Source organism: Desulforhabdus sp. TSK, from assembly GCF_022836495.1.
GTDB lineage: Bacteria > Desulfobacterota > Syntrophobacteria > Syntrophobacterales > Syntrophobacteraceae > Desulforhabdus.
This window is the reverse complement of the sequence record NZ_BQXM01000001.1, coordinates 238,770-258,386: the sequence shown is the minus strand read 5'-3', so window position 1 is coordinate 258,386 and position 19,617 is coordinate 238,770. Positions and strand designations below refer to the sequence as shown.

The window sequence follows — 19,617 nt, the reverse complement described above, 5'->3', positions numbered from 1 at the left end:
GCCATGAAGCTGAACTGGGCGGAACGACTGGTGGTCAACAATCCCTGCCGAGTCATGGAGCAGCGGTTTGAAATTCGTTGGCTGAGACGGACCCTGCCCCTGCCGCCGGAATCCGTCGTTCTGGAAATAGGGTGCGGACGCGGGGCCGGAGCGAGCCTGATTCTCAAGGAATTTCAACCGGCCGCCCTCCATGCCATGGACCTGGATTGGAAGATGATCCGCCTGGGAAAACGTTTTCTTTCGTCCCGTGAGAAGCAGAGCATTTTCATGTACGTCGGAGACGTGCTGCACCTTCCTTATGGAGACGGCAGCCTGGACGCTGTCTACGACTTCGGAGTCCTGCACCACGTGCCGGACTGGCGAAGCGCCGTCTCGGAGATCTGCAGGATCCTCAAACCGGGCGGGACCTTTTATGTGGAAGAGCTCTACCCCACCCTTTACCAAAACTTTATCACCAGGCACATTCTGCTGCACCCCACCGAAGATCGGTTTGGAAGCCGCGATTTCCGGGCCGCCCTCGCAGCGGCGGGCCTGAACATGGTGGATTCCCTGGAGGTCAAAGGGGTTGGATTGCTTGCCGTGCTCGTCAAGGAGGCATGAAAATCAAGATACTGCCGGGACGGGGACGCTGAAAGAGGCAGCTGTTACATGCGATCTTTCAACACCTTGATGTTTTTGACGTAATCCCCACCATTGAACACTGCCGACCCCGCCACAAAAACATCCACTCCCGCCGCCACGAGACCATCGATGGTGTCGGAATTCACGCCCCCATCCACTTCCAGCAGCGCAGAGCACTTGCGTTCATCGATCCATTGCCGGCACTTGCGGATCTTGGGCAGTGCGCCATCGATAAACTTCTGCCCGCCGAAGCCTGGATTCACTGTCATGATGAGTACCATGTCCACGTCAGGCAGAATGTCTTCGATGCTGACGAGAGGCGTCGCCGGATTCAGGGTCACGATGGCTTTGGCCCCCAGTTCCTTGATGTTTTGAATGGTACGGTGCAGGTGTGGGCACGTTTCCACATGGACCCCCAGCCAATCGGCCCCCGCGTCTACAAAGGCCTCCAGGGTGCGTTCGGGCTTTTCGATCATCAGGTGCACATCGAAGGGAAGATGTGTCACCTTGCGAAGAGCACGCACCACATCGGGACCGATGGTGATGTTGGGGACGAAATGCCCATCCATGACGTCCACGTGGATCCAATCCGTTCCAGCGGCTTCCACCGCCCGCACCTCGTCCGCAAGTCGACCGAAATCGGCGGAAAGAATTGATGCCGAGAGTTTTCTCATCGTTTCTCCAGGGGGAAAGATAATTCATTCCGAACACTTTCACGTCATCGCGGCAGCCTTAAGCCTGAATCCTGGCCGGCGCAAAGACTGAATTCCGGCTGGAAACATGCCGGAATGACGCAAAGGTACGAGGCTATCTCAAGTCTTCGATAACCTGGGTATCGGTACTTATTTTTTGAATACACTCAAAGGGCACTCTTCCCGAGAGATTTCGCAGCTCCTGCCATTGAATCCTGCCGTGTCGTGGCAAAACCATCACCCCGCACGCCATATTCTCTCTCACTTTCAAGGATGCCCGAATCGAGCCTTCCTCCAGTCGAACCTCCAGGGCGTCTCCATGGGCCAGGCCACAGCGTTCGGCATCTTGGGGATGCATGCACAGGAACGGCTCACCTTCCACCTGCCGCATGACGGCGGCATATTGGGAGAGCTCTTCCGTCCCGAAAGTCCAATCCACCAGGAGAAGCTGGAGGCTGGCCTCGGAAGGGGAGGTGTGGGCTTCGGTTTCCAACGGAAGAGCGACAGCGGCACCCGGTCTTTTCTCCGGCACGACATGCAGGCCGTCCGCCGGATATCCCCGACCATTCCATGAAGCGAGCAGGGGAATCTCCTGCTTGAGGACCTCCCAGGGATCTTCTCTCCAGGTGCCCTCGGCTACAGGAACGAGGGCCTCCATCAGAGCGTCCAGCACCTCCCACGCTGCTTTGGGCTCGCCGCCGGGAATCCCGAGGTCGTACATTCTGGGCGGGTGTTTTCCTCCTCCCTCTTCGCCACGTGCCGACCTCATGGCCTCATCAGTGGCTTGATGAATGGGTGTCCCGACGGCATGCACCTTTTCCGCCGCCTGTAGTCGGCCTTGCTGGTTGATGAAGCTTCCTCCCACTTCGAAAAGGGTGCAGGTCGGCAGGAAAATATCGGCCCGACGAACTGTTTCAGACGGCAAGTAATCGAGCACCAGCAAAAATTGGAGTTTCGTTAGAGCCGCCTGAAGTCTCGGTCCGTCGGGGAAATGACGGAGGGGATCGCTTTCCACCACCACGAGCGCCTGGATGGTTCCGTTTTCTATCCCTTCGACAGTATCCAGGAAGGAATGCTCGGGAGAAGACGCGAGCAATGCCGCGCCGAAAGCATTGGCTGACGGGAGCACGTAGAAGATGCCTCCCTTCCCTTTCGCGTTCTGAAGCACCTCGGCACAGTCGGCTGCCAGGGAGGACACGGATTCTCCCACAACCCCGGAGCCGCAAAGGATGACAGGATTCCGACTCCCGACCAATGTCTCCACAAGGGCATGAAATTGGGCCTGCACTGATGAATCAAAAGCAACTTCCGACAAAAGCCCTTCGGAGAGCTGAATCGGTTGCGGCAAGGGAGCGGGGGGGGCTGCAAGATCCGTCTGCCTCAGGACCTGCAGGAGGACCTGAAGCAGGGTCTCGATCCGGGCAGAGCTCACCGCCAGGTGCTCGAATCTCATGGGAAGGAAAATCGGCCTCGGGTCCACGACGACAACCTTCGCGTCTTTGCGGAACGCCTGCCGCATGGCGAGAGCCAGCATGGGGGCCTCATTGACCGGATCCACCCCGATGGCCAGTATGCAATCCGCCTTCTCGACGTCACGCAGGGAGACAGCCAGTCGAGCGTCCAACTGGGACACGATGGCTTTCACTTTGCGCTCCATCTGCGGATTTTCAAAAAAATCCGGGGCGGTCCACTTCCCCACCCTGGAAAGGTGCTGCACCATCCCCAGCGTTTCCAGGCAGCTTCGCCCAGACCCCAGGACAGCGATGGCTTCGGCCCCGCTGCTCTCGCGAATCTCCAGGAGTCTCCGCCCAGCCTCCCGAACCGCGGCACTCATGGGCACGTTCTGAGCGGCGATCTTCGCATTCCGCGGCCGTTCGGGATGTGCGGCATAACCGAATCCGAAACGCCCCCGATCGCAGAGGAAGCCGGCGTTGACCTTGCCGCTGGAACGGCCTTCGATGCGGACCACTTCCCGGTAGCGGGCATTGGCCACCGTGTGGCATCCGAGGGAACAGTGAATGCAGAGGGACGGCGCTCTTTCCAGGTCCCAATGCCTCACGCGAAACCGAGCCGTTTTGTCCGTGTAGACTCCCGTGGGGCAGATGTCCACGAGATTCCCGGAAAAGGGGCTTTCAAGAGGCCCATCCTTGAACCGGCCGAAGTAAACCCGGTCGGCAATCTGCAGCGGGCCAAGATCCCGGTAGCCGGCGTACTCCTGGTAAAATCTCGAGCACCGGTAGCAATGGATGCAGCGGTTCATCTCATGGGCAATGAAAGGACCCAGGTACTGGTCCCGATAGGTTCGCTTGCGGCCCAGGTAGCGGCGCAGTCCGTGCCCTCCGGAAACGGTCTCGTCCTGGAGCAGGCACTGCCCTCCCTCGTCGCAGACGGGGCAGTCATGAGGGTGGTTCAGCATCAGCCATTCGATGACCTGTTTCCGAAACGCCACAGCTTCAGGATCGTTCGTGGATACCACCATGCCGTCCTGAGCATCCACCATGCAGCTCATCTGGACGCCCTTGAAGGGGCCTTGCAAAAATTTCACGGCGCACATGCGACAGGCCCCGGCCGGCCCCAGCTCCTTCAGATAACAAAAGCGGGGAATCATGATGCCCAGCTGCTCGGCAGCATCAATCACCTTGGTTCCGGGCGGGACTTCAATTTCCAAATCGTCGATGGTCAACTTGGGCATGGCAATCCTTCGGTCATTTCCGTAGGGAGGCGGTATGGGCAGAACCAACTTTCGCCCTTCATTCCACTCTACGCTTCAACCCCAATCCACACCGGGCATCACTGGAAAGGGCACTTCCTTTGAACGATATGCTCGTGCACTTCATCCTCAAAGTAGGTCAAAAGACTTTCCACAGGGGAGGCCGCGCCGGGAGCCAATGCACAGAATGAATTCCACATGTCCTTGCACATGCTCCGGATGGTGGGAATGTATTCTTCTTTTCCCTCGCCGTTTTCGATGCGCCACAGCAGGTCCCTCAGATAGGGCAGTCCCTCGCGGCAGGGAGTACACCACCCACAGGATTCCCGGGCAAAAAACTGGATCAGATTTAAGGTGGCTCCCACCAGGCAGGTCTTCTGATCGAAGACGATGATAGCCCCCGTTCCCATCCTGTGTCCGATTTCCCCCATGCTGTCAAAGTCCATGCGGACATCCAACTGCTCGGGAATCAGGAAGCGCGTGCTTGCCCCACCCGGCAGGCAGGCTTTGAATTCGGACCCTTCCAGCAGTCCTCCCGCATGCTCCTCGATGATTTCTCTCAGGGGAGTCCCCATGGGCAGCTCGAAGCAACCGGGGCTCTTCACCTTGCCGCTGACACAGAAGAGCTTTGTTCCTGGAGATTTTTCCACCAGGGAAAGCCCTTTGAACCAGTCGGGTCCATTGCGGATGATGTGGGGGACGTTGGCCAGTGTTTCAATGTTGTTCACGACCGTTGGGCGATCCCACAGGCCTTTGACGGTGGGATATGGCGGAGGCTTGATGGGGTTGGGGCGTTTCCCCATGAGGGCGTTGAGGAGAGCCGTGCCTTCACCGCATATATAGCGCCCCCCGCTGAGATGCACAATGATCTCCAGGGAGAAGTCGCTTCCCAGAATGCGCCTTCCCAAATAGCCGGCCTCTTCGGCCCTCTTTATCTCTCTTTCCAGGATTGCGGCGCTGCCCTCATAATTGGGGCGCACAAAGATAAAGGCCTTGGAAGCCTGAATGGTATAGGCCGCGATGGCGATGCCTTCGATGATGGTATGAGGCTCTGCATGGATCAGCACCCGATCCTTAAAAGTTCCCGGTTCCATCTCGTCGGAATTGGCCACGAGAAACCTGGGAAAAGCCCCATCCGCCGGAACGGACTCCCATTTTTTGGCTGCGGGAAACCCTGCCCCCCCCCGTCCACGCAGCCCGGCTTCCTGGACAGCAGCACAGACTCCCTGGGGAGTGTATTCCCTCAGGACATCGGCAAGGGCCTGGTAGCCGCCGCTTTGACAGTATTCCTCCAGGGTGTTGATGCGTTTGAGCTTACGGTTTTGAAAGAGCACTTGCGGATAACGGCTCACTCGGTCATCCCCTCTTAGGAAGCATGTGCCTGTTCCCTCAGTTTATGAATGACACTGTCTATTTTTTCTCGCGTCAAATCTCCATAAATCACTTGATTGATGATCATCGCGGGCGAGTGGTCACAGTACCCCAGGCAGCAGACAGGCAGCAAGGTGAACAAACCGTCCGGGCTCGTCCCTCCCATCTCCACCTGCAGGAGAGTACAGAGATGCTGCAAAAGCGATTCATGCCCATTCATCCAGCAGACAGTGCTATCGCAGATGTGGAGGACATATCTCCCCACCGGCCGACGATAGATGAAATTGTAGAACGTGGCCAGTTCTTCCAGTTCCAGAGGCGTCATGTCCAGGAGCCCGCCGGCTTCTTCCATCGCCTCGTCACTCATGTACCCATAATGCGATTGCATGATGGTCATGACATCGATCGCCTGCTCACGGGGATGTATCGCATGGGCAATGCGCTGGAGCAGCGTTTCTTTTATTTCCGCAGGCAGCATGGCATTGGAGTCCGGTCAAGAGATGCAGAGGGAATCGGACCTTCTGCCATGGCCGACTCCCTCTGTTGATTGGAAACCTTCCGGAAAGCCGCTCGGGTGGGATCCATTTGAATCCCATACGAGGGCTGCAAAAACACCGGATACCTTTTGGATGAATTCAATGGGCTCAGGAGGCCTGCTCCCTAGCCCTTCCAGACACCGTGAAGATTACAATGCTCCCGGACCGTCACCGTCTTTGCATCGACACAGAATACCGCCTCCGGAGCCTGACCCGCTTTGAGGAACTGGCGATAAGCCTTCCCGCTGTCGTCGATCAATTCAATCCACTGGATGAAATGCGCCTCTTCCATGGGATGCGGAACGCTCCCCACCGTCACCTTGAACCCAGTATCCGTCTTTTCGACAACGGGGACATGCTTTTCCTTGCCGGTATCCGCCGTCTTGGCATCGAGCAGATTCATTGGCTGCCCGCAGCACACCAGTTCTCCTCCCCCACCATTGAGGACTTCCACCACATTGCCGCACAATTCACATTTGTAAACCTGTAGTCTTTCAGCCACGAATATTCTCCTTCAATGATCGGTTCACCACTGCACTTCCACCACATCAACAGCCTGCAATATAGTCACTGAAAAATTGAATTCCACCCTTGTGGAGCTATACTCGATAAGTTAGAAAGCTTTGGGCCTGATAGCTCCCTGTCTCTTGTAGGAGCGGCATCCTGCCGCGGCAGTGAGCCAGTCGCGGCAGGATGCCGCTCCTACAAATCCACGCCGGCAAATCCTGGGAAGCCCTTCAATCTTTCAAAATTTTGATGCGAATCTTTCGGGTGCGGGGTCCATCGAACTCGCAAAGGAAAATACGCTGCCACGTTCCCAACAAGAGCCGGCCGTTGTCGATGATGATGGAACTGCTGCTCCCCACCAGTAAAGCCTTGACATGCGCCGCCGCATTGCCTTCGGTGTGCTGGTATTCCCCACGCCAGGGAACCATCTTCGCCAATGTATCGAGGATATCTTGAGCCACGGCGGGGTCTGCTCCCTCATTCACCGTCACACCGGCTGTCGTATGGGGCATGTACACAACGCACAGTCCGCTTTTGACGCCGCTGTCCTTCACCTTGCGAGCGATCAAATCCGTCACATCCACCATGGCTGCATGATCCGGAGTGTTCACCTGTATGGTTTCCAGCATGGCTCAATCTCCCTGTTCACTTTAGAACGCCTGAAGAAAAATCCTCCGGTGGCCGGAGTCGGTCGAATTTCCGCTGCCCGCGATTCCCCACATTTCCTGCCGGGCACTTCAAGGCGCAAGGATCAGCCCTGATTGCGATGGCGGCAGGTCGTTCTCCTCGCCGCTCTCAAATCGAAATTCCTCCGGCCAGTGCTTTGCCATGGACACAACGATGAGATCGAGGAGGACAGGGTTTTCCGAGACCTGTGCCCCGCTTTTCAAGTGCTGCGCAATGATCCAGCAGGACATGGCGAGTACGTCGTCGGAAGACAGTTTGAAAAGCAGCGCCTGCTCTTCAAAAAAACGCTGGTAAACAAGCCGCCTGCTCCCGGAGCACAACTCTTCCGCAGCCTTTCGGATCCAATCCTCGGACCGCTCCCGCTGAACCTCCGGGGAAACCACCAGCACCGGGTTGCTCAGCTCCTGGATTCTTTCGTAGTAAGGCTGCAATTCCTTTCGGGGCAAAATGAGATACAAGAGATCCACCGCCTCCGATAGAGCATCGAGGTCGGCGGAATGAATCTGCACCTCCGGATCGGGAATCTCTTCCATCAATTCATACACATAAGGCTTACGACCCGGATCGTGATAAGGCTCCAGAAGCCTCTTCGCCTCCTCGATTTGGGGGCTGGTGGTCCTCACCGAGTAGAGATCGAGCATTTCAAAAAAGAGTCTCGCAGCATGCCAGAGGGGCACTTCTCCGAGCTTCCGGTCTTTGAGATCGTCGGCAATTTTTTGCAGATATTCTCTGAAGCTCCGAAAAGAGGTTTCCACCACGCGGACATGCAACTGTTCGAAGCTATCCTCAAAAAAGGCCGTCACGGCCACGGGTGCCGGATAGCGACTCTCGGGAATGAGGGCTGCGAAAAATCCGTATGTCCCTTCAGCAGGAATGACATAGGACAGGGGCTTTCTGACCTCCTTCTGGATGAGCACCACCGTTTCAGGCGCCTCATCCCGTTCCTCCACGTACCCTTTTTGAGAAAAACGATAAGCCGCCTGTTTGATGGTCTTTTGCAGGTTTTTTTGTCCGATGCTGTCCCGAAAGGTGAGGTACGCCTTGAAGCTCACCAGGGAGGGATTTCTGCTCAATTTTTCCATCAGCGCCGCGATCAGGTGCTCTCTCCCGGAGAGGGCCTGACGCAGGCTCCGGAGATAGTTCCCGAGGCTCTCGCCCTCGGGATCCTGGACCGCCAGTCGATCGGCAATCATTCCCAGTTCATGGACTTCTTCCGGGCTCAGATTGAATTCAACTTTTTTGCTCTTCTTGAGATCCTGCTTCTTGCTCATCGTTCTCTCTGTCGAATTTATGGTCCATCCCCTTTGCCCCAGAACAGAGCCTTAGAGGTAATGCGGCGGAGGCACCTTCAGCGTCGGCGCATAGGGCGGCATTTCCTGTCCGATGATACCGGATGCAAACCAGTATGAGGAGATATGCACCGGGAGATCACTGCACATGGATCCTTTATTACAACAGAAGCCGCCAATAAAAAAGCCCCTTTCACGCGCGGGTCGCGCGATTCGGGGGCTTCCATTCAGTTGGATAGAAGTAAAACTTATTCTTCCGCTTCTTCCTGCGGTTCAATGACCAGAGAATCCGCCACGAGCTCCCAAAGATACTTCACTTCCACATCCATCATGTCGTATTCTTTGCGAAGGCTCTTCATGATCTGGTCGCGGCAGTTGTGGCAGGGGGCAATGAGGAGCTTGGCCCCTGTATCCTTGATTTGCTTGGCCTTCGTACGGCCGTAGAAGATCCTTTCCTCGACGTACGGACTGGCCCATGCCCCACCGCCTGCACCACAACAGAAGTTGTTGGCCCGGTTGGGATACATGTCCACAAAATTCTCACAGCATTGCTGCGTCACCCAGCGCGGTTCTTCGTAATAGCCATGGCCGAACGCGCGCTCGCCTTTGCGTCCGTAATTACAGGGATCATGGTAGGTCGTCAATTCTTCATGAATGGACTTATCCAACTTAATCCGGCTTTCTTCGATGTACATTTTCAGCAGATCGTGAACGCTTACGAACTTCACGCCTTCATTCGCATACCATTTTTGCAGACCAAGCCTGGTCGCATAATATGCATGCCCTCATTCGGGTAAGACGAGATATTCGCACCCCAACTCTTTGTAGTTCTTAACGATGCGTCCCACAACCTCTTTCATGGAGGCATCGTCACCCGTGAACAGGCCCCAGTTGACGCCTTCCCAGTTTTCGGAGGTGGTCGTCCAGGATTCTTTGGCGGCGTAAAGGATGCGCCACCAGAACATCATGTCTTCGGGCTCTCCAAAAGGCTCTTTGGAGTTGATGGTGAAGAGGTACTTCGCACCCTTCTTGTCTACCGGAACTTCAAAGCCGGGGAGCTCCTCGGCCAGCTCCGCCCCCATGTCTTCCAAGAGGAACAGGAAGTCTTCCTTGGGAATTCCCACATTGTTTCCGGTCTTCAAACACATGGCGACACCCTTGTGGAGGACGCCGGGAACCTTCTCCCGGTCTCTCATGCCACGGGCAGACCGAATCAACGCCAAAAGGTCAATGTTCATGGGGCAGGCATGCTCGCAGCGCCCACACAGCGTGCAGACCCAGGGCCATTTGGAATCGATGACTTCCTGGTCCATTCCCAAAAGGGCCAAACGAACCACCTTCCGGACATCCAGCCCAGCTACTCCCGTAACCGGACAACCGCCCGCACATGTTCCGCATGTCAAGCACAAGTCGGCATACTGGCCCGCCAACCTACGCTTTTCACGCTTAGACAACAACAACGGCTCCATAAATTCTCTCCCCTTGTGTGTTTCACATTTTAATACTCGGCCATCAACCTATAACACACGAATCCTTGGTTTTAAAGCCTTTTTTGGAACTGGTGGCGCCCCGCATCCCGTGCGGCATGCCCTATTGATTCACCGAAGCTAGTACTCATTGGGCAGGGTCGCCAGCTTTTCCAGCGTAAAGACCGGCCCGTCCTTACAGACGTATTCCGTTCCGATGTTACAGCGTCCACAAATGCCGATACCGCACTTCATGCGCATTTCCAGGCTCGAGATGATGCGGTCGGGTGGGAAACCCAGCTCCGTCAGCACCGGCAGCGTGAACTTGATCATGATGGGCGGCCCACAGATGATGGCATAGGCATTGTCGGCGCTGGGCGCCTTCTCCTTCGTCACCGTCGGCACGAACCCCACGTTGTACTTCCAGTTGGGGTCCGTTGTGCCGTCCACCGTGATGTGCATGTTGATGTCATCGCGCTGTTCCCACGCCGCCAATTCCTCTTTGTACAAAAGAAGCCCGGGCATGCGCGCACCATACACCACGTCGATATTTCCATACTTGGACCGATTTTCCGGATCCAGCATGTAGACAATGGAAGAACGCAGCGTCGTGAAGGCGAAACCGCCTCCGATGATCACCACATTCTTCCCCTCCAGCGTGTCCCACGGGTACCAGTTGCCCAGCGGCCCGCGAACACCCATGATATCCCCTTCCTGCATGTTGTGAAGATGACTGCTCACCTTTCCCACTTTGTTCACCGTAAACATGATGAACCCTTTTTCCGTGGGTGATGACGCGATCCCGATGGGGATTTCCCCCTGGCCGGCTACCGACAGCTCAGCAAACTGCCCCGGCATGTACCTGAATCTGGCTTCATCCTCCGGATTGAGAAAGACCAGCTTGAAGGTCTTCTGATTACGGTCTTCCGATTCCGTCACGACGGATTCGATCCGGACGGGATAAGGTAAATAAGGGTTGTGCACCTTCATTCCTCCATCTATAAAAGTGTACGTGCCTCAGGCCGGACAAACGCAGCCATCCGACATCAAGCGTGCCACCTGCCGAATATCGATATTGACCGGACACGCTTTTACACAACGGCCGCAGCCGACACAGGCCACTCCATTTCCGTACTTGTCCGGATAGTATTTGAGCTTGTGCATGAAGCGCTGACGCACACGCTGGAGCTTCTGCCCACGGGGGTTATGCCCCGAACCGTGGTATGTGAAGAGGGGAAACATGCAGGCATCCCAGAGCCGCATGCGCGCCCCCTTGTCCTCGCTGACTTCGTCCTGGATGTCAAAACACCAGCATGTGGGGCAGACAAAGGTGCACGTTCCACAGTTGATGCACGAAAATTGCACTTCTTCCCACAGCGGATCGCTGAAAAGATCCAGCATATTCTTCTGTGTGAACGACTCCACTTGGAAGGCTTTCCCGAGGCTCGCTTCGGCAGCCTTCTTGAGATCCTCGATCTTTTGAGGAGCCTCCCCAGGCATCGGATCGCCCTGGATTCCCGCCAGGAGATCCTCTCCCTTCGGGGTCACCGCCTGAGCCACAAAACCGTCACCGACATCCACCAGCAGGACATCGAGCCCGGCCGTATCGAAGGGGCCGCCTCCCACAGACGTGCAAAAACAGGTGCTGCATGGATCGTTGCAAGCGAGCCCCACCAGGGTGGAGCATTCGCGCCGTCTGACCCACCAGGGATCCTTGATATCGTTGGTATTGAAATTGACGTCATCGAGCACGAAAGCCCTGGCGTCACAGGGACGAATGCCCAAAATCACACGCTCGGAATAATCCCGAGGGATTTCCTTCAGGATCCCCGCCTCGGGATTTTGCTTGTCAAGGGTGAATTCAAACATCTTCTCGGCCTGGGGATGGAACAGCCCCTTGGGCGAGAGTTTCGTATTCACAAAATCGAGGTCTACAGCGCCGGGCTGCTTCACTTGTTCAAACTCATGATACTGACCTTGAAACACCGGGCCGAAAAGCCGGTACCGTCCCATCCACTGCTCTACAATCCCGGGGAGCTTTTCCCGGGCAATATATATTTCCGACATGGAATCTCATCCCTTCTCGATTTACTTGATGAACGCCTGGGGATCGTCGGGCTGGAAGGCATCGAGGGCGGGACGCTGATCCAGGCTCAAGCCGGCCTCGTATCCAAACAGCTCCTTCACATCCTTTTCGAGCTTCTTCGTAAACTGGCGCACCTTGATTCCCATGGGGCACGCACGCTCACAGCTTCCGCAATCCGTGCAGCGGCCCGCCAGGTGATAAGCTCTCAGGAAATGAAACGTGCGCGTATCCGTGGGATCGATGGTTTTACCCACCCACTGAGGACGGGACTCGTCCACAAAGCATGTCGGGCAATAACAGGCCGGACAGGCATTGCGGCACGCATAACAGCGCACACACGTCGAAATGAGATCCTCAAAATACTGCCACCGCTCCCCGGGATCCATCGCCTCCACCCTGCGGACATCGGCGTAACGATCCACATTCGTCTGCTCCTCCACCAGTTCCCCCACGAGCTCATCGTAGAGAACCGGATTGCGGTGGATACAAATGGAGCAGTTGTCCTGCAGGTACTCCCCACGGTCCAGGGTCAATTCCACACCCCGACCCTTCACCAGGACCTTCCCGTCGGACTCTTCCACGTCGTTTGCTTCCCTGCCGTTGAGCTCGGCCGCAATGCGGCGCTTGTCGAGCATTCCCTTGCAGGGAACACCGAGAATATAAAGATTCTCACGGGGAATCTGGTTTTCCAGGATATGCGTCACGAGGTTGCGCGTGTCACATCCTTTGGCCACCACCGCGACCCGGTCCGTGCGCTTGGTCACGTAGTTGGCGAGGTTGATTCCGCAGTTGCCATCCCAATAGAGCTGCGCGGCCTGTTCGGCATTCCTGGCCAGAAACGGCTCGTTCATAAAGGGGATGGTTCCTTTCCGAAAACCAATGACCACATCCACTTTTTTTTCGGAGAGCAGCCGCCTGGCTGCCTCCCTTATCTTTTGGGTATATGCTTGCATCCGCTAAACCTCGGCTTCCTTTTTGATGAAATGTCGGGCCGGTCCCAATGCCTTCACCGTACTGACCACCTGACGGGCCACATCGGCAAATTTCGTCGACTCCGCCGAGGAGACCCATGAAAAATGAACCCGTCCGGGTTCTATCCCCATGTGCTCCAGCAGCCCCCTGAGCAACGTAAATTTCCTCCGCGCGTAAAAATTCCCTTCGATATAGTGGCAGTCCCCGGGATGACACCCCGACACCCACACCCCATCGACTCCATGGCGCAAAGCCGAGAGAATGAATTTGGGATTGATGCGCCCCGAACAGGGCACTCGGATGATCCGTATATTGGGAGGATACTGCATCCGGCTCACTCCTGCCAGATCTGCAGCTCCATATGAACACCAGTTGCACAAAAAGGCCAATATCTTCGGCTCGAACGTACCAGTCATTTCGCGTCTCCCATTGAGGCTGAGTCCCCGGAGCTTACGCTCCGGGGTTCTGAGAATCAGCTGTCGCTCCAAGCATCATGAGCCAAATGAAGGTCTACCGGTTTTCAGGAACCTTATTGCTGCGCACCTCCCGCACGGATTGCAGCGACAATTTGACGATCGCGGAAGTGCATCATATCGATGGCTTTCTGCGGGCAGGACGCGGCACATACGCCGCATCCCTTGCAGGAGGCTGAAATGGTTTCAGCCCTGTAGCCCTTGCCCTCTATCTTGTGAAGCCGAATGGCGCCGAAGGGACAGGAGGCTTCACACAAGCCGCATCCAATACACAGGTCCTGATCCACCACGGACACGACCGGTTCCACTTCCACATACGGCTTGGCCAGTACATTGGCCGCGCGAGCCGCCGCAGCCTGGGCCTGAGCGACAGACTCCTCCATGGGTTTGGGGTAGTGGGCCAGACCGGCGATGAAAACGCCATCCGTCGCGAAGTCCACAGGACGAAGCTTCATGTGCGCTTCCAGGAAGAAACCGTCTTCGTTGAGAGGCACCTTGAAGAACTGGGCGATTTCCTTCTGCCCCTTGGGGATCAGAGCCGTAGCCAGGTTCAAATAGTCCACATCGATCTGAACGGGCAGTCCCAGGACATGATCCTTCACGGTGATCTGCAGCTTTTCCTTGCCGCCGACGGTCGTTTTGGTCACGACAGGCTTTTCGTCCTGCTCGAAACGGATGAACAGAACACCCATCTGGCGGGCCTTGCTGTACAGTTCTTCGCGCAGCCCATAGGTGCGCAGATCCCGATAGAGGATGTAGACGTCCAGGTCGGGCTTCCTGGTCTTGAGCTCGATGGCATGTTGCACGGAAGCCGTACAGCAGATCTTGGAGCAATAAGGCCGCTCGGGCTCGCGGGACCCGACGCACTGGATGAAGGCGACGCTTTCCGCCTCTTCGAGCCGCTTGGGCTCTTTCTCGAAAAGCTCTTCCAGCTCATGCCAGCGTGTCACACGATCGCTCTGCCCGTAGAGATACGCCTCGGGCTTGAGGGAATGTGCCCCGATGGCGATGATGGCGACCCCGTGCTCGATGTCGCGGGTGGTGCCGTTGGACGCCACCGTCGTGTTGAACTGTCCGACAAACCCGTGGACATCCACGAGCTTGCTCTCCATCAAGACTTCGATATTCTGGTGCTTGAGGACGCGATCCTTCAGCCCTTCGATGAAGGCCCCCACATCCTCGCCCTTCCAGGTGCGCCTGACCTTGAGGCCATGCCCGCCCAGTTCGGCCTTTTCCTCCACCAGGTAGGTCTTGAATCCCTGATCGGCCAGGTTCAACGCAGCACTCATGCCGGCGATGCCGCCGCCGATGACGAGGGCCGACTGGTTGAGGGCCACCTGCATGCGCTCGATGGGCTCCAGCAGGGCCACTTTGGCCACGGCCATGCGCACCAGGTCTTTGGCCTTTTCCGTGGCTTTTTCGGGCTCCGCCTGGTGTACCCAGGAATCCTGGTCCCGGATGTTGGCCAGCTCAAAAAGGTACCGGTTCAAACCCGCTTCCCGGATCGTCTCCTGGAAGAGAGGCTCATGGGTGCGGGGGGTGCAGGCCGCCACCACGATGCGGTTCAGCTTGTGCTCCTTGATGGCATCCCGAATCAAGCTCTGCGTATCCTGGCTGCAGGTGAACATGTTGTCGGCAACATAAGCCACATCGGGGAGCGATCTCGCATAATCTCGAACAGCGGGAACATCCACAACACTGCCGATATTGATTCCGCAGTGGCAGACGAAAACACCGATGCGGGTTTCTTCCGGCGTATACGGCTCCTCGGGCGGATAGGTCTTTTCCTTCGTGAGAGCGTTGCGCGCACCGGCCAGCAGAGCAGCCGAAGCGGCTGAGGCGGCCGAGGCTTCCATGACGGAGTAAGGAATATCCTTGGGACCCGAAAAGGCACCGCAGGCGAAGATCCCCGGCCTGGAGGTGGCGACGGGGGCAAAGCTGCTCATTTCGGAAAAGCCGCTGTCATCCAGCTTGATCTGCAGGCTGTCGGCCAACTGGCGCACACCGTCGGAAACTTCCAGGCCGATGGAAAGCACCACCATGTCGAAGACTTCCGACTGAAGCTTGCCGTTTTGATCCACGTATCCCAGCAGCAGATCGTCGGAGCCCGATGCCGCCGCTTCGATACTGTGGATACGCGAACGGATGAAGCGCACGCCCGCCTCGTTTCTGGCACGGTCGTAATAGCGCTCGAATTCCTTCCCGTAAGTGCGCATATCCATGAAAAAGATGGCCGTGTCCAAACCCTCTTTGGAATGCTCCTTGGCGATGACCGCTTCCTTGATGGCATACATGCAGCACACGCCCGAACAATATCCATGAGCCCCGTGATGGATGTCCCGAGACCCAACGCACTGCAGCCACGCGATCTTCTTCGGAGCCTTCCGGTCCGACGGGCGTTCCAAATGACCTTCGAAAGGACCGGAGGCGCTGAGGATGCGCTCGAACTGCATACTGGTGACGACGTTGGGAAATTTCCCATAACCGTAGGTATCGTAAACCTGGGGGGCAAAAGGCTGATAGCCGGGGGCCAGGATGACGGACCCCACCTGGAGCTTGTGGGTTTTGGGCTTCTGGTCGAAGTTCACCGCACTGGCAGGGCAAAACTTCTCGCATGCCTTGCACTTGCCGCTCTTGAAATAAATGCAGTTGTCCGCATCGATGACGTACTTCAGGGGAACCGCCTGAGGATACTTGACGTAGGCCGCCTTGCGGCGTCCAAGGCCTTCGTTGAAGGCATCTTCCACCTTCTTGGGACATTTTTCCGCACAGACACCGCATGCAATACACTTATCCATGTCGATATAGCGTGGACGTTCCTGCACCGTCACCGTAAAGTTACCGGCATCCCCTTCGATGGCCTGGACATCCGCCATGGTGATCAACTGCACATTCAGGTGACGGCCGCCCTCCACCAGTTTTGGTGAAAGAATACACATTGAACAGTCATTCGTCGGGAACGTCTTGTCCAACTGCGCCATCACACCGCCAATCGAGGGGCTTTTTTCGACCAGATACACGTAATAGCCGGAATCGGCCAAATCGAGAGCCGATTGCACGCCTGCAATACCCCCCCCCACCACCATCACCGCACCAGTTACTGGGTTTGAAGCATTTTTTTCATTCATGAACATCCACTCCGTAAGCGAACTTTTTTTAACATCAGACCTGGATTCAGTATTGAAAACTACATCCGCAGCATACCGCCAGCCACTCCGTAGGCCGCAGATTCGCCCACCCGCCTCATGTGATTACAATCACAAATCGCCACACAGTTCCACGCCCAGATATTTTCCAGGTAAAACAAAAAAGATCAGCTGCGGCTGGTCCCTTCCCCATAGAAGCACGACGTTTCGATTCTTCATTTTCAGAGTTTTATTCTATATAAATAATGTTGAGGCAACAACACCAAAAAAACTTTTTGAGGCAAGTAAGGAGCCTTCAGGAAGGATGCGCGAAAAAGCAGTGCCGTCAGTTCCGATTCTCTATACCCATTCCACTCGCAAGTCCCTTCCTTTCAGGTCCATTTTGCTGAAAGATGACAGTGTAACCGGCGCAGACCGCGCCTCCCCGGAATTTCCGACCGTCGATTCCCTGGGGGCTTGCCACGCCACACGAAGTCATCGCTCCTTCGAGTGGCATCGGTCACTTCATCCTGGTTCGTTTTCATCAATTAACTCAACGTTTTTCTTAAACCAGTGCAGGAATCAAGTCAAGGCGATTGACAGGAAAATTCTCCCTTTTTCATATACGATGAAGAGACTCGGGCGAAATGCAAAAAAAGTTGTGAAGGGGAATCAATACTGTCATATTGCATACATTAACTCAGGCTGCTCCCCCCCGGCGGGGGCAGTCAGGCGACGCTTCCACAACACTTGTTGAGAATCTCTTGCGAGGAGTCCTTCCATGATAAAAACGTTGGCCGTAATGACGAGCGGGGGGGATTCCCCCGGGATGAATGCCGCCATCCGGGCTGTCACCCGTAGAGCTCTGGATCGCAAGCTCAAAGTCTACGGAATTTACGACGGCTATGAAGGCTTGGCGAAGGGAGGAGACGCAATCCGGCAGCTCCAATGGGAAGATGTCGGCGGTCTGCTCCAAAGGGGCGGCACCTTCCTCGGCACGGCGCGTTCGGAAAAATTCAGAACCCGTGAGGGGCGCTGTCAAGCCGCCCGCCAGATGCTTGAACACAAAATCGAGGCCCTCGTCGTCATCGGGGGTGACGGGTCCCTCAGCGGCGCCCATGTCCTTGCCCAGGAATGGCCCGAGCACGTGGACCAGCTTCGCAAAGAGCATGAGGAATTCTCATCAAGGGGTGAGATCCCGAACCTTCAAGTCATCGGCCTGCCGGGATCCATCGACAATGACCTCTTTGGAACGGACATGTCCATCGGAGCTGATACGGCTCTCAACCACATCCTTCATGCCATGGACAATCTCACCTCCACAGCGGCCTCCCACCAGCGCACCTTCGTTATCGAAACCATGGGAAGGCACTGCGGCTATCTCGCCTTGGCGGCGACACTCGCGGGAGGCGCCTCCTGGGTCCTGGTGCCGGAGGAAGAACTGGAGCTCCGCTGGCATCAGAAGATGGTGGATGCCATCGACAAAGGGCGCAAAATCGGCCGTCCCCACCACATTGTCATCGTGGCCGAAGGCGCCAGGCACCCAGACGGTCTGACCATCACCTCCAATGACATCAAACGCATTCTAACGGAACGCCTGGGTCTGGATGTCCGAGTCACCGTCCTCGGGCATGTTCAGAGGGGAGGCTCGCCCACGGCATTCGACCGCATCCTGGCCACTCGGCTGGGCGTCGCAGCCGTCGATACGCTGCTGGACGCTCCGGACGCGCCCCATTGCCATATGTTGGGGCTCGTGAGAAACGAGGTCGTCGCCACGCCTCTCACCACCGTCGTGGAAAAGAGCCGAGCCGTGGGGGTGGAGATCGAAACCGGAAACTATAGCCAGGCTCTGGAGCTGCGGGGCGAGAGCTTCAAAAATACGTTGAAGCTCGTCAAGACCCTGACCCGAATCCTGCCGGCTCAAGAGCGTCATGACGACGGCGTCGTCGCCATCCTGACGGGAGGAGCCGATGCGCCGGGAATGAACACCGCCGTCAGCGTGGCCGCGCGTTGCCTCCTCAACCAGGGGATACCCGTCCTGGGCTCCAGAGACGCATTCATGGGCCTCATTCGCGGAGACTTCATAGAGCTCGACTGGGATGAAATGGTAGGATGGGTCAACCGACCCAGCTCGGAAATCGGAACCGCCCGCATTGATTTCAAGCCTGCGGACCTGGCCATGATCGCCGAAAATATCCAAAAACACCGCATCAAGGGAATCATTGCCATCGGCGGTTGGGGAACCTATGTCAAAATCGCGGAATTGGCTGCACAGCGCGAAAATTTTGACGCATTCAATATTCCCATGGTGCTCGTTCCCGCCACCATCGACAACAATCTTCCCCTCACTGAGTACTGCGTGGGCACCGACACCGCCCTCAACAACATCATCGAGGCCATAGACAAAATTCGGCATACCGCCGGCGCCACCCGGCGCACCTTCATCGTTGAGGTCATGGGCCGGCAGAGCGGATTCCTCGCCCTCATGAGCGCCCTGGCTTCGGGGGCTGAAAAAGCCTACATTCCCGAAAAGGGCATCAGCCTGGCGGAATTGAACACGGATGTGGAAAACCTGAAAAAAAGCTTTCAATACGGCAAGAGGCTCGTGATCTATCTGCGCAACGAAATGGCCTCTTTTCACTACACCACTGATTTCATAAGGCGTTTGATGGAGGAAGAAAGCAAGGATCAATTCGAGGTGCGCACAGCGGTCTTGGGGCATGTACAGCGCGGCGGAATTCCCACGGCCTTCGATCGCATCCTGGCGAGCCGGATGGGATCGACAGCGGCTTTGACGCTCATCAACGCCATGCAGGAACAATCCACGGAAATCTCGGTACTTGCCTTGAGCGGCAGGGGAACCACCACCTTCCCCCTGCCTGAAGCCATAAAGGAAATGGACCTGGAGCGGGGCCGCCCGAAACACCAATGGTTCCTGCAGCTCATCGAGACAGCGGACGCTCTCGCCAAGGTCCACGCCGGGAGCGGCACATGAGAAGCTTCTTTTTCATTTCACCTTTCATCTGGCCGGGGCGGTGGATCATTGGGCATCTTTAAGTATTCAAGATAATGTTTAAGACAA

Annotated in this window: 15 protein-coding genes; 2 read left to right on the top strand and 13 right to left on the bottom strand. The window is 56.5% G+C overall.

The annotated features are described in order from the left end of the window. Nucleotides 1-3 precede the first annotated feature (3 nt). A complete protein-coding gene (locus MWC30_RS01165; RefSeq protein WP_244082308.1) occupies nucleotides 4-600 on the top strand; it encodes a class I SAM-dependent methyltransferase in 597 nt (198 codons plus the stop codon). 44 nt (nucleotides 601-644) lie between these two features. Here MWC30_RS01165 and rpe read toward each other — a convergent pair whose 3' ends face one another. The 13 genes from rpe to MWC30_RS01095 form a co-directional block, all read right to left on the bottom strand. After that, nucleotides 645-1,295: a ribulose-phosphate 3-epimerase gene (gene rpe / locus MWC30_RS01160; protein ID WP_244082307.1), complete on the bottom strand. Its 651-nt coding sequence runs from the start codon at nucleotides 1,293-1,295 to the stop codon at nucleotides 645-647. Between the two features lie 133 nt (nucleotides 1,296-1,428). After that, a complete protein-coding gene (gene nuoG / locus MWC30_RS01155; RefSeq protein WP_244082306.1) occupies nucleotides 1,429-4,005 on the bottom strand; it encodes an NADH-quinone oxidoreductase subunit NuoG in 2,577 nt (858 codons plus the stop codon). A gap of 98 nt (nucleotides 4,006-4,103) precedes the next feature. Next, the gene (locus tag MWC30_RS01150; protein ID WP_244082305.1) at nucleotides 4,104-5,375 is read right to left on the bottom strand and encodes an NADH-quinone oxidoreductase subunit F; all 1,272 of its coding nucleotides are present in this window, start codon (nucleotides 5,373-5,375) and stop codon (nucleotides 4,104-4,106) included. Nucleotides 5,376-5,389: 14 nt separating this feature from the next. Further along, nucleotides 5,390-5,872 carry an NADH-quinone oxidoreductase subunit NuoE gene (gene nuoE, locus MWC30_RS01145; RefSeq protein ID WP_244082304.1) on the bottom strand — a complete coding sequence of 161 codons (483 nt, stop codon included), beginning with the start codon at nucleotides 5,870-5,872 and terminating at the stop codon, nucleotides 5,390-5,392. Nucleotides 5,873-6,054: 182 nt separating this feature from the next. After that, nucleotides 6,055-6,432, bottom strand: coding sequence for a desulfoferrodoxin (locus tag MWC30_RS01140; protein WP_244082303.1), 378 nt, complete (start codon nucleotides 6,430-6,432; stop codon nucleotides 6,055-6,057). A gap of 235 nt (nucleotides 6,433-6,667) precedes the next feature. After that, nucleotides 6,668-7,066, bottom strand: coding sequence for a secondary thiamine-phosphate synthase enzyme YjbQ (locus tag MWC30_RS01135; protein ID WP_244082302.1), 399 nt, complete (start codon nucleotides 7,064-7,066; stop codon nucleotides 6,668-6,670). 108 nt (nucleotides 7,067-7,174) lie between these two features. Beyond that, complete coding sequence (locus MWC30_RS01130; protein ID WP_244082301.1) at nucleotides 7,175-8,395, bottom strand: hypothetical protein; 1,221 nt, start codon at nucleotides 8,393-8,395, stop codon at nucleotides 7,175-7,177. 266 nt (nucleotides 8,396-8,661) lie between these two features. Next, nucleotides 8,662-9,882: a (Fe-S)-binding protein gene (locus tag MWC30_RS22715; RefSeq protein WP_272495882.1), complete on the bottom strand. Its 1,221-nt coding sequence runs from the start codon at nucleotides 9,880-9,882 to the stop codon at nucleotides 8,662-8,664. Between the two features lie 138 nt (nucleotides 9,883-10,020). Next, the gene (locus MWC30_RS01115; RefSeq protein ID WP_368860769.1) at nucleotides 10,021-10,863 is read right to left on the bottom strand and encodes an FAD/NAD(P)-binding protein; all 843 of its coding nucleotides are present in this window, start codon (nucleotides 10,861-10,863) and stop codon (nucleotides 10,021-10,023) included. Between the two features lie 33 nt (nucleotides 10,864-10,896). Next, nucleotides 10,897-11,946 carry a 4Fe-4S dicluster domain-containing protein gene (locus tag MWC30_RS01110; RefSeq protein ID WP_244082297.1) on the bottom strand — a complete coding sequence of 350 codons (1,050 nt, stop codon included), beginning with the start codon at nucleotides 11,944-11,946 and terminating at the stop codon, nucleotides 10,897-10,899. Nucleotides 11,947-11,967: 21 nt separating this feature from the next. Beyond that, nucleotides 11,968-12,918: a 4Fe-4S dicluster domain-containing protein gene (locus MWC30_RS01105; RefSeq protein WP_368860768.1), complete on the bottom strand. Its 951-nt coding sequence runs from the start codon at nucleotides 12,916-12,918 to the stop codon at nucleotides 11,968-11,970. Nucleotides 12,919-12,921: 3 nt separating this feature from the next. Further along, nucleotides 12,922-13,353, bottom strand: a complete 432-nt coding sequence (locus tag MWC30_RS01100) for a hydrogenase iron-sulfur subunit (RefSeq protein ID WP_244082295.1) — start codon at nucleotides 13,351-13,353, stop codon at nucleotides 12,922-12,924. Nucleotides 13,354-13,466: 113 nt separating this feature from the next. After that, nucleotides 13,467-16,538, bottom strand: coding sequence for a CoB--CoM heterodisulfide reductase iron-sulfur subunit A family protein (locus MWC30_RS01095; protein WP_244082294.1), 3,072 nt, complete (start codon nucleotides 16,536-16,538; stop codon nucleotides 13,467-13,469). 778 nt (nucleotides 16,539-17,316) lie between these two features. Here MWC30_RS01095 and MWC30_RS01090 point away from each other — a divergent pair. After that, nucleotides 17,317-19,530: a 6-phosphofructokinase gene (locus MWC30_RS01090; RefSeq protein WP_244082293.1), complete on the top strand. Its 2,214-nt coding sequence runs from the start codon at nucleotides 17,317-17,319 to the stop codon at nucleotides 19,528-19,530. Nucleotides 19,531-19,617 lie beyond the last annotated feature (87 nt).

Coding starts and splice junctions, on each gene's coding strand:
- MWC30_RS01090 (WP_244082293.1), top strand. CDS start 17,317: ATGATAAAAACGTTGGCCGTAATGACGAGCGGGGGGGATTCCCCCGGG.
- MWC30_RS01130 (WP_244082301.1), bottom strand. CDS start 8,395: ATGAGCAAGAAGCAGGATCTCAAGAAGAGCAAAAAAGTTGAATTCAAT.
- MWC30_RS01100 (WP_244082295.1), bottom strand. CDS start 13,353: ATGACTGGTACGTTCGAGCCGAAGATATTGGCCTTTTTGTGCAACTGG.
- MWC30_RS01095 (WP_244082294.1), bottom strand. CDS start 16,538: ATGAATGAAAAAAATGCTTCAAACCCAGTAACTGGTGCGGTGATGGTG.
- nuoG (WP_244082306.1), bottom strand. CDS start 4,005: ATGCCCAAGTTGACCATCGACGATTTGGAAATTGAAGTCCCGCCCGGA.
- MWC30_RS01105 (WP_368860768.1), bottom strand. CDS start 12,918: ATGCAAGCATATACCCAAAAGATAAGGGAGGCAGCCAGGCGGCTGCTC.
- nuoE (WP_244082304.1), bottom strand. CDS start 5,872: ATGCTGCCTGCGGAAATAAAAGAAACGCTGCTCCAGCGCATTGCCCAT.
- MWC30_RS01135 (WP_244082302.1), bottom strand. CDS start 7,066: ATGCTGGAAACCATACAGGTGAACACTCCGGATCATGCAGCCATGGTG.
- rpe (WP_244082307.1), bottom strand. CDS start 1,295: ATGAGAAAACTCTCGGCATCAATTCTTTCCGCCGATTTCGGTCGACTT.
- MWC30_RS01165 (WP_244082308.1), top strand. CDS start 4: ATGAAGCTGAACTGGGCGGAACGACTGGTGGTCAACAATCCCTGCCGA.
- MWC30_RS01110 (WP_244082297.1), bottom strand. CDS start 11,946: ATGTCGGAAATATATATTGCCCGGGAAAAGCTCCCCGGGATTGTAGAG.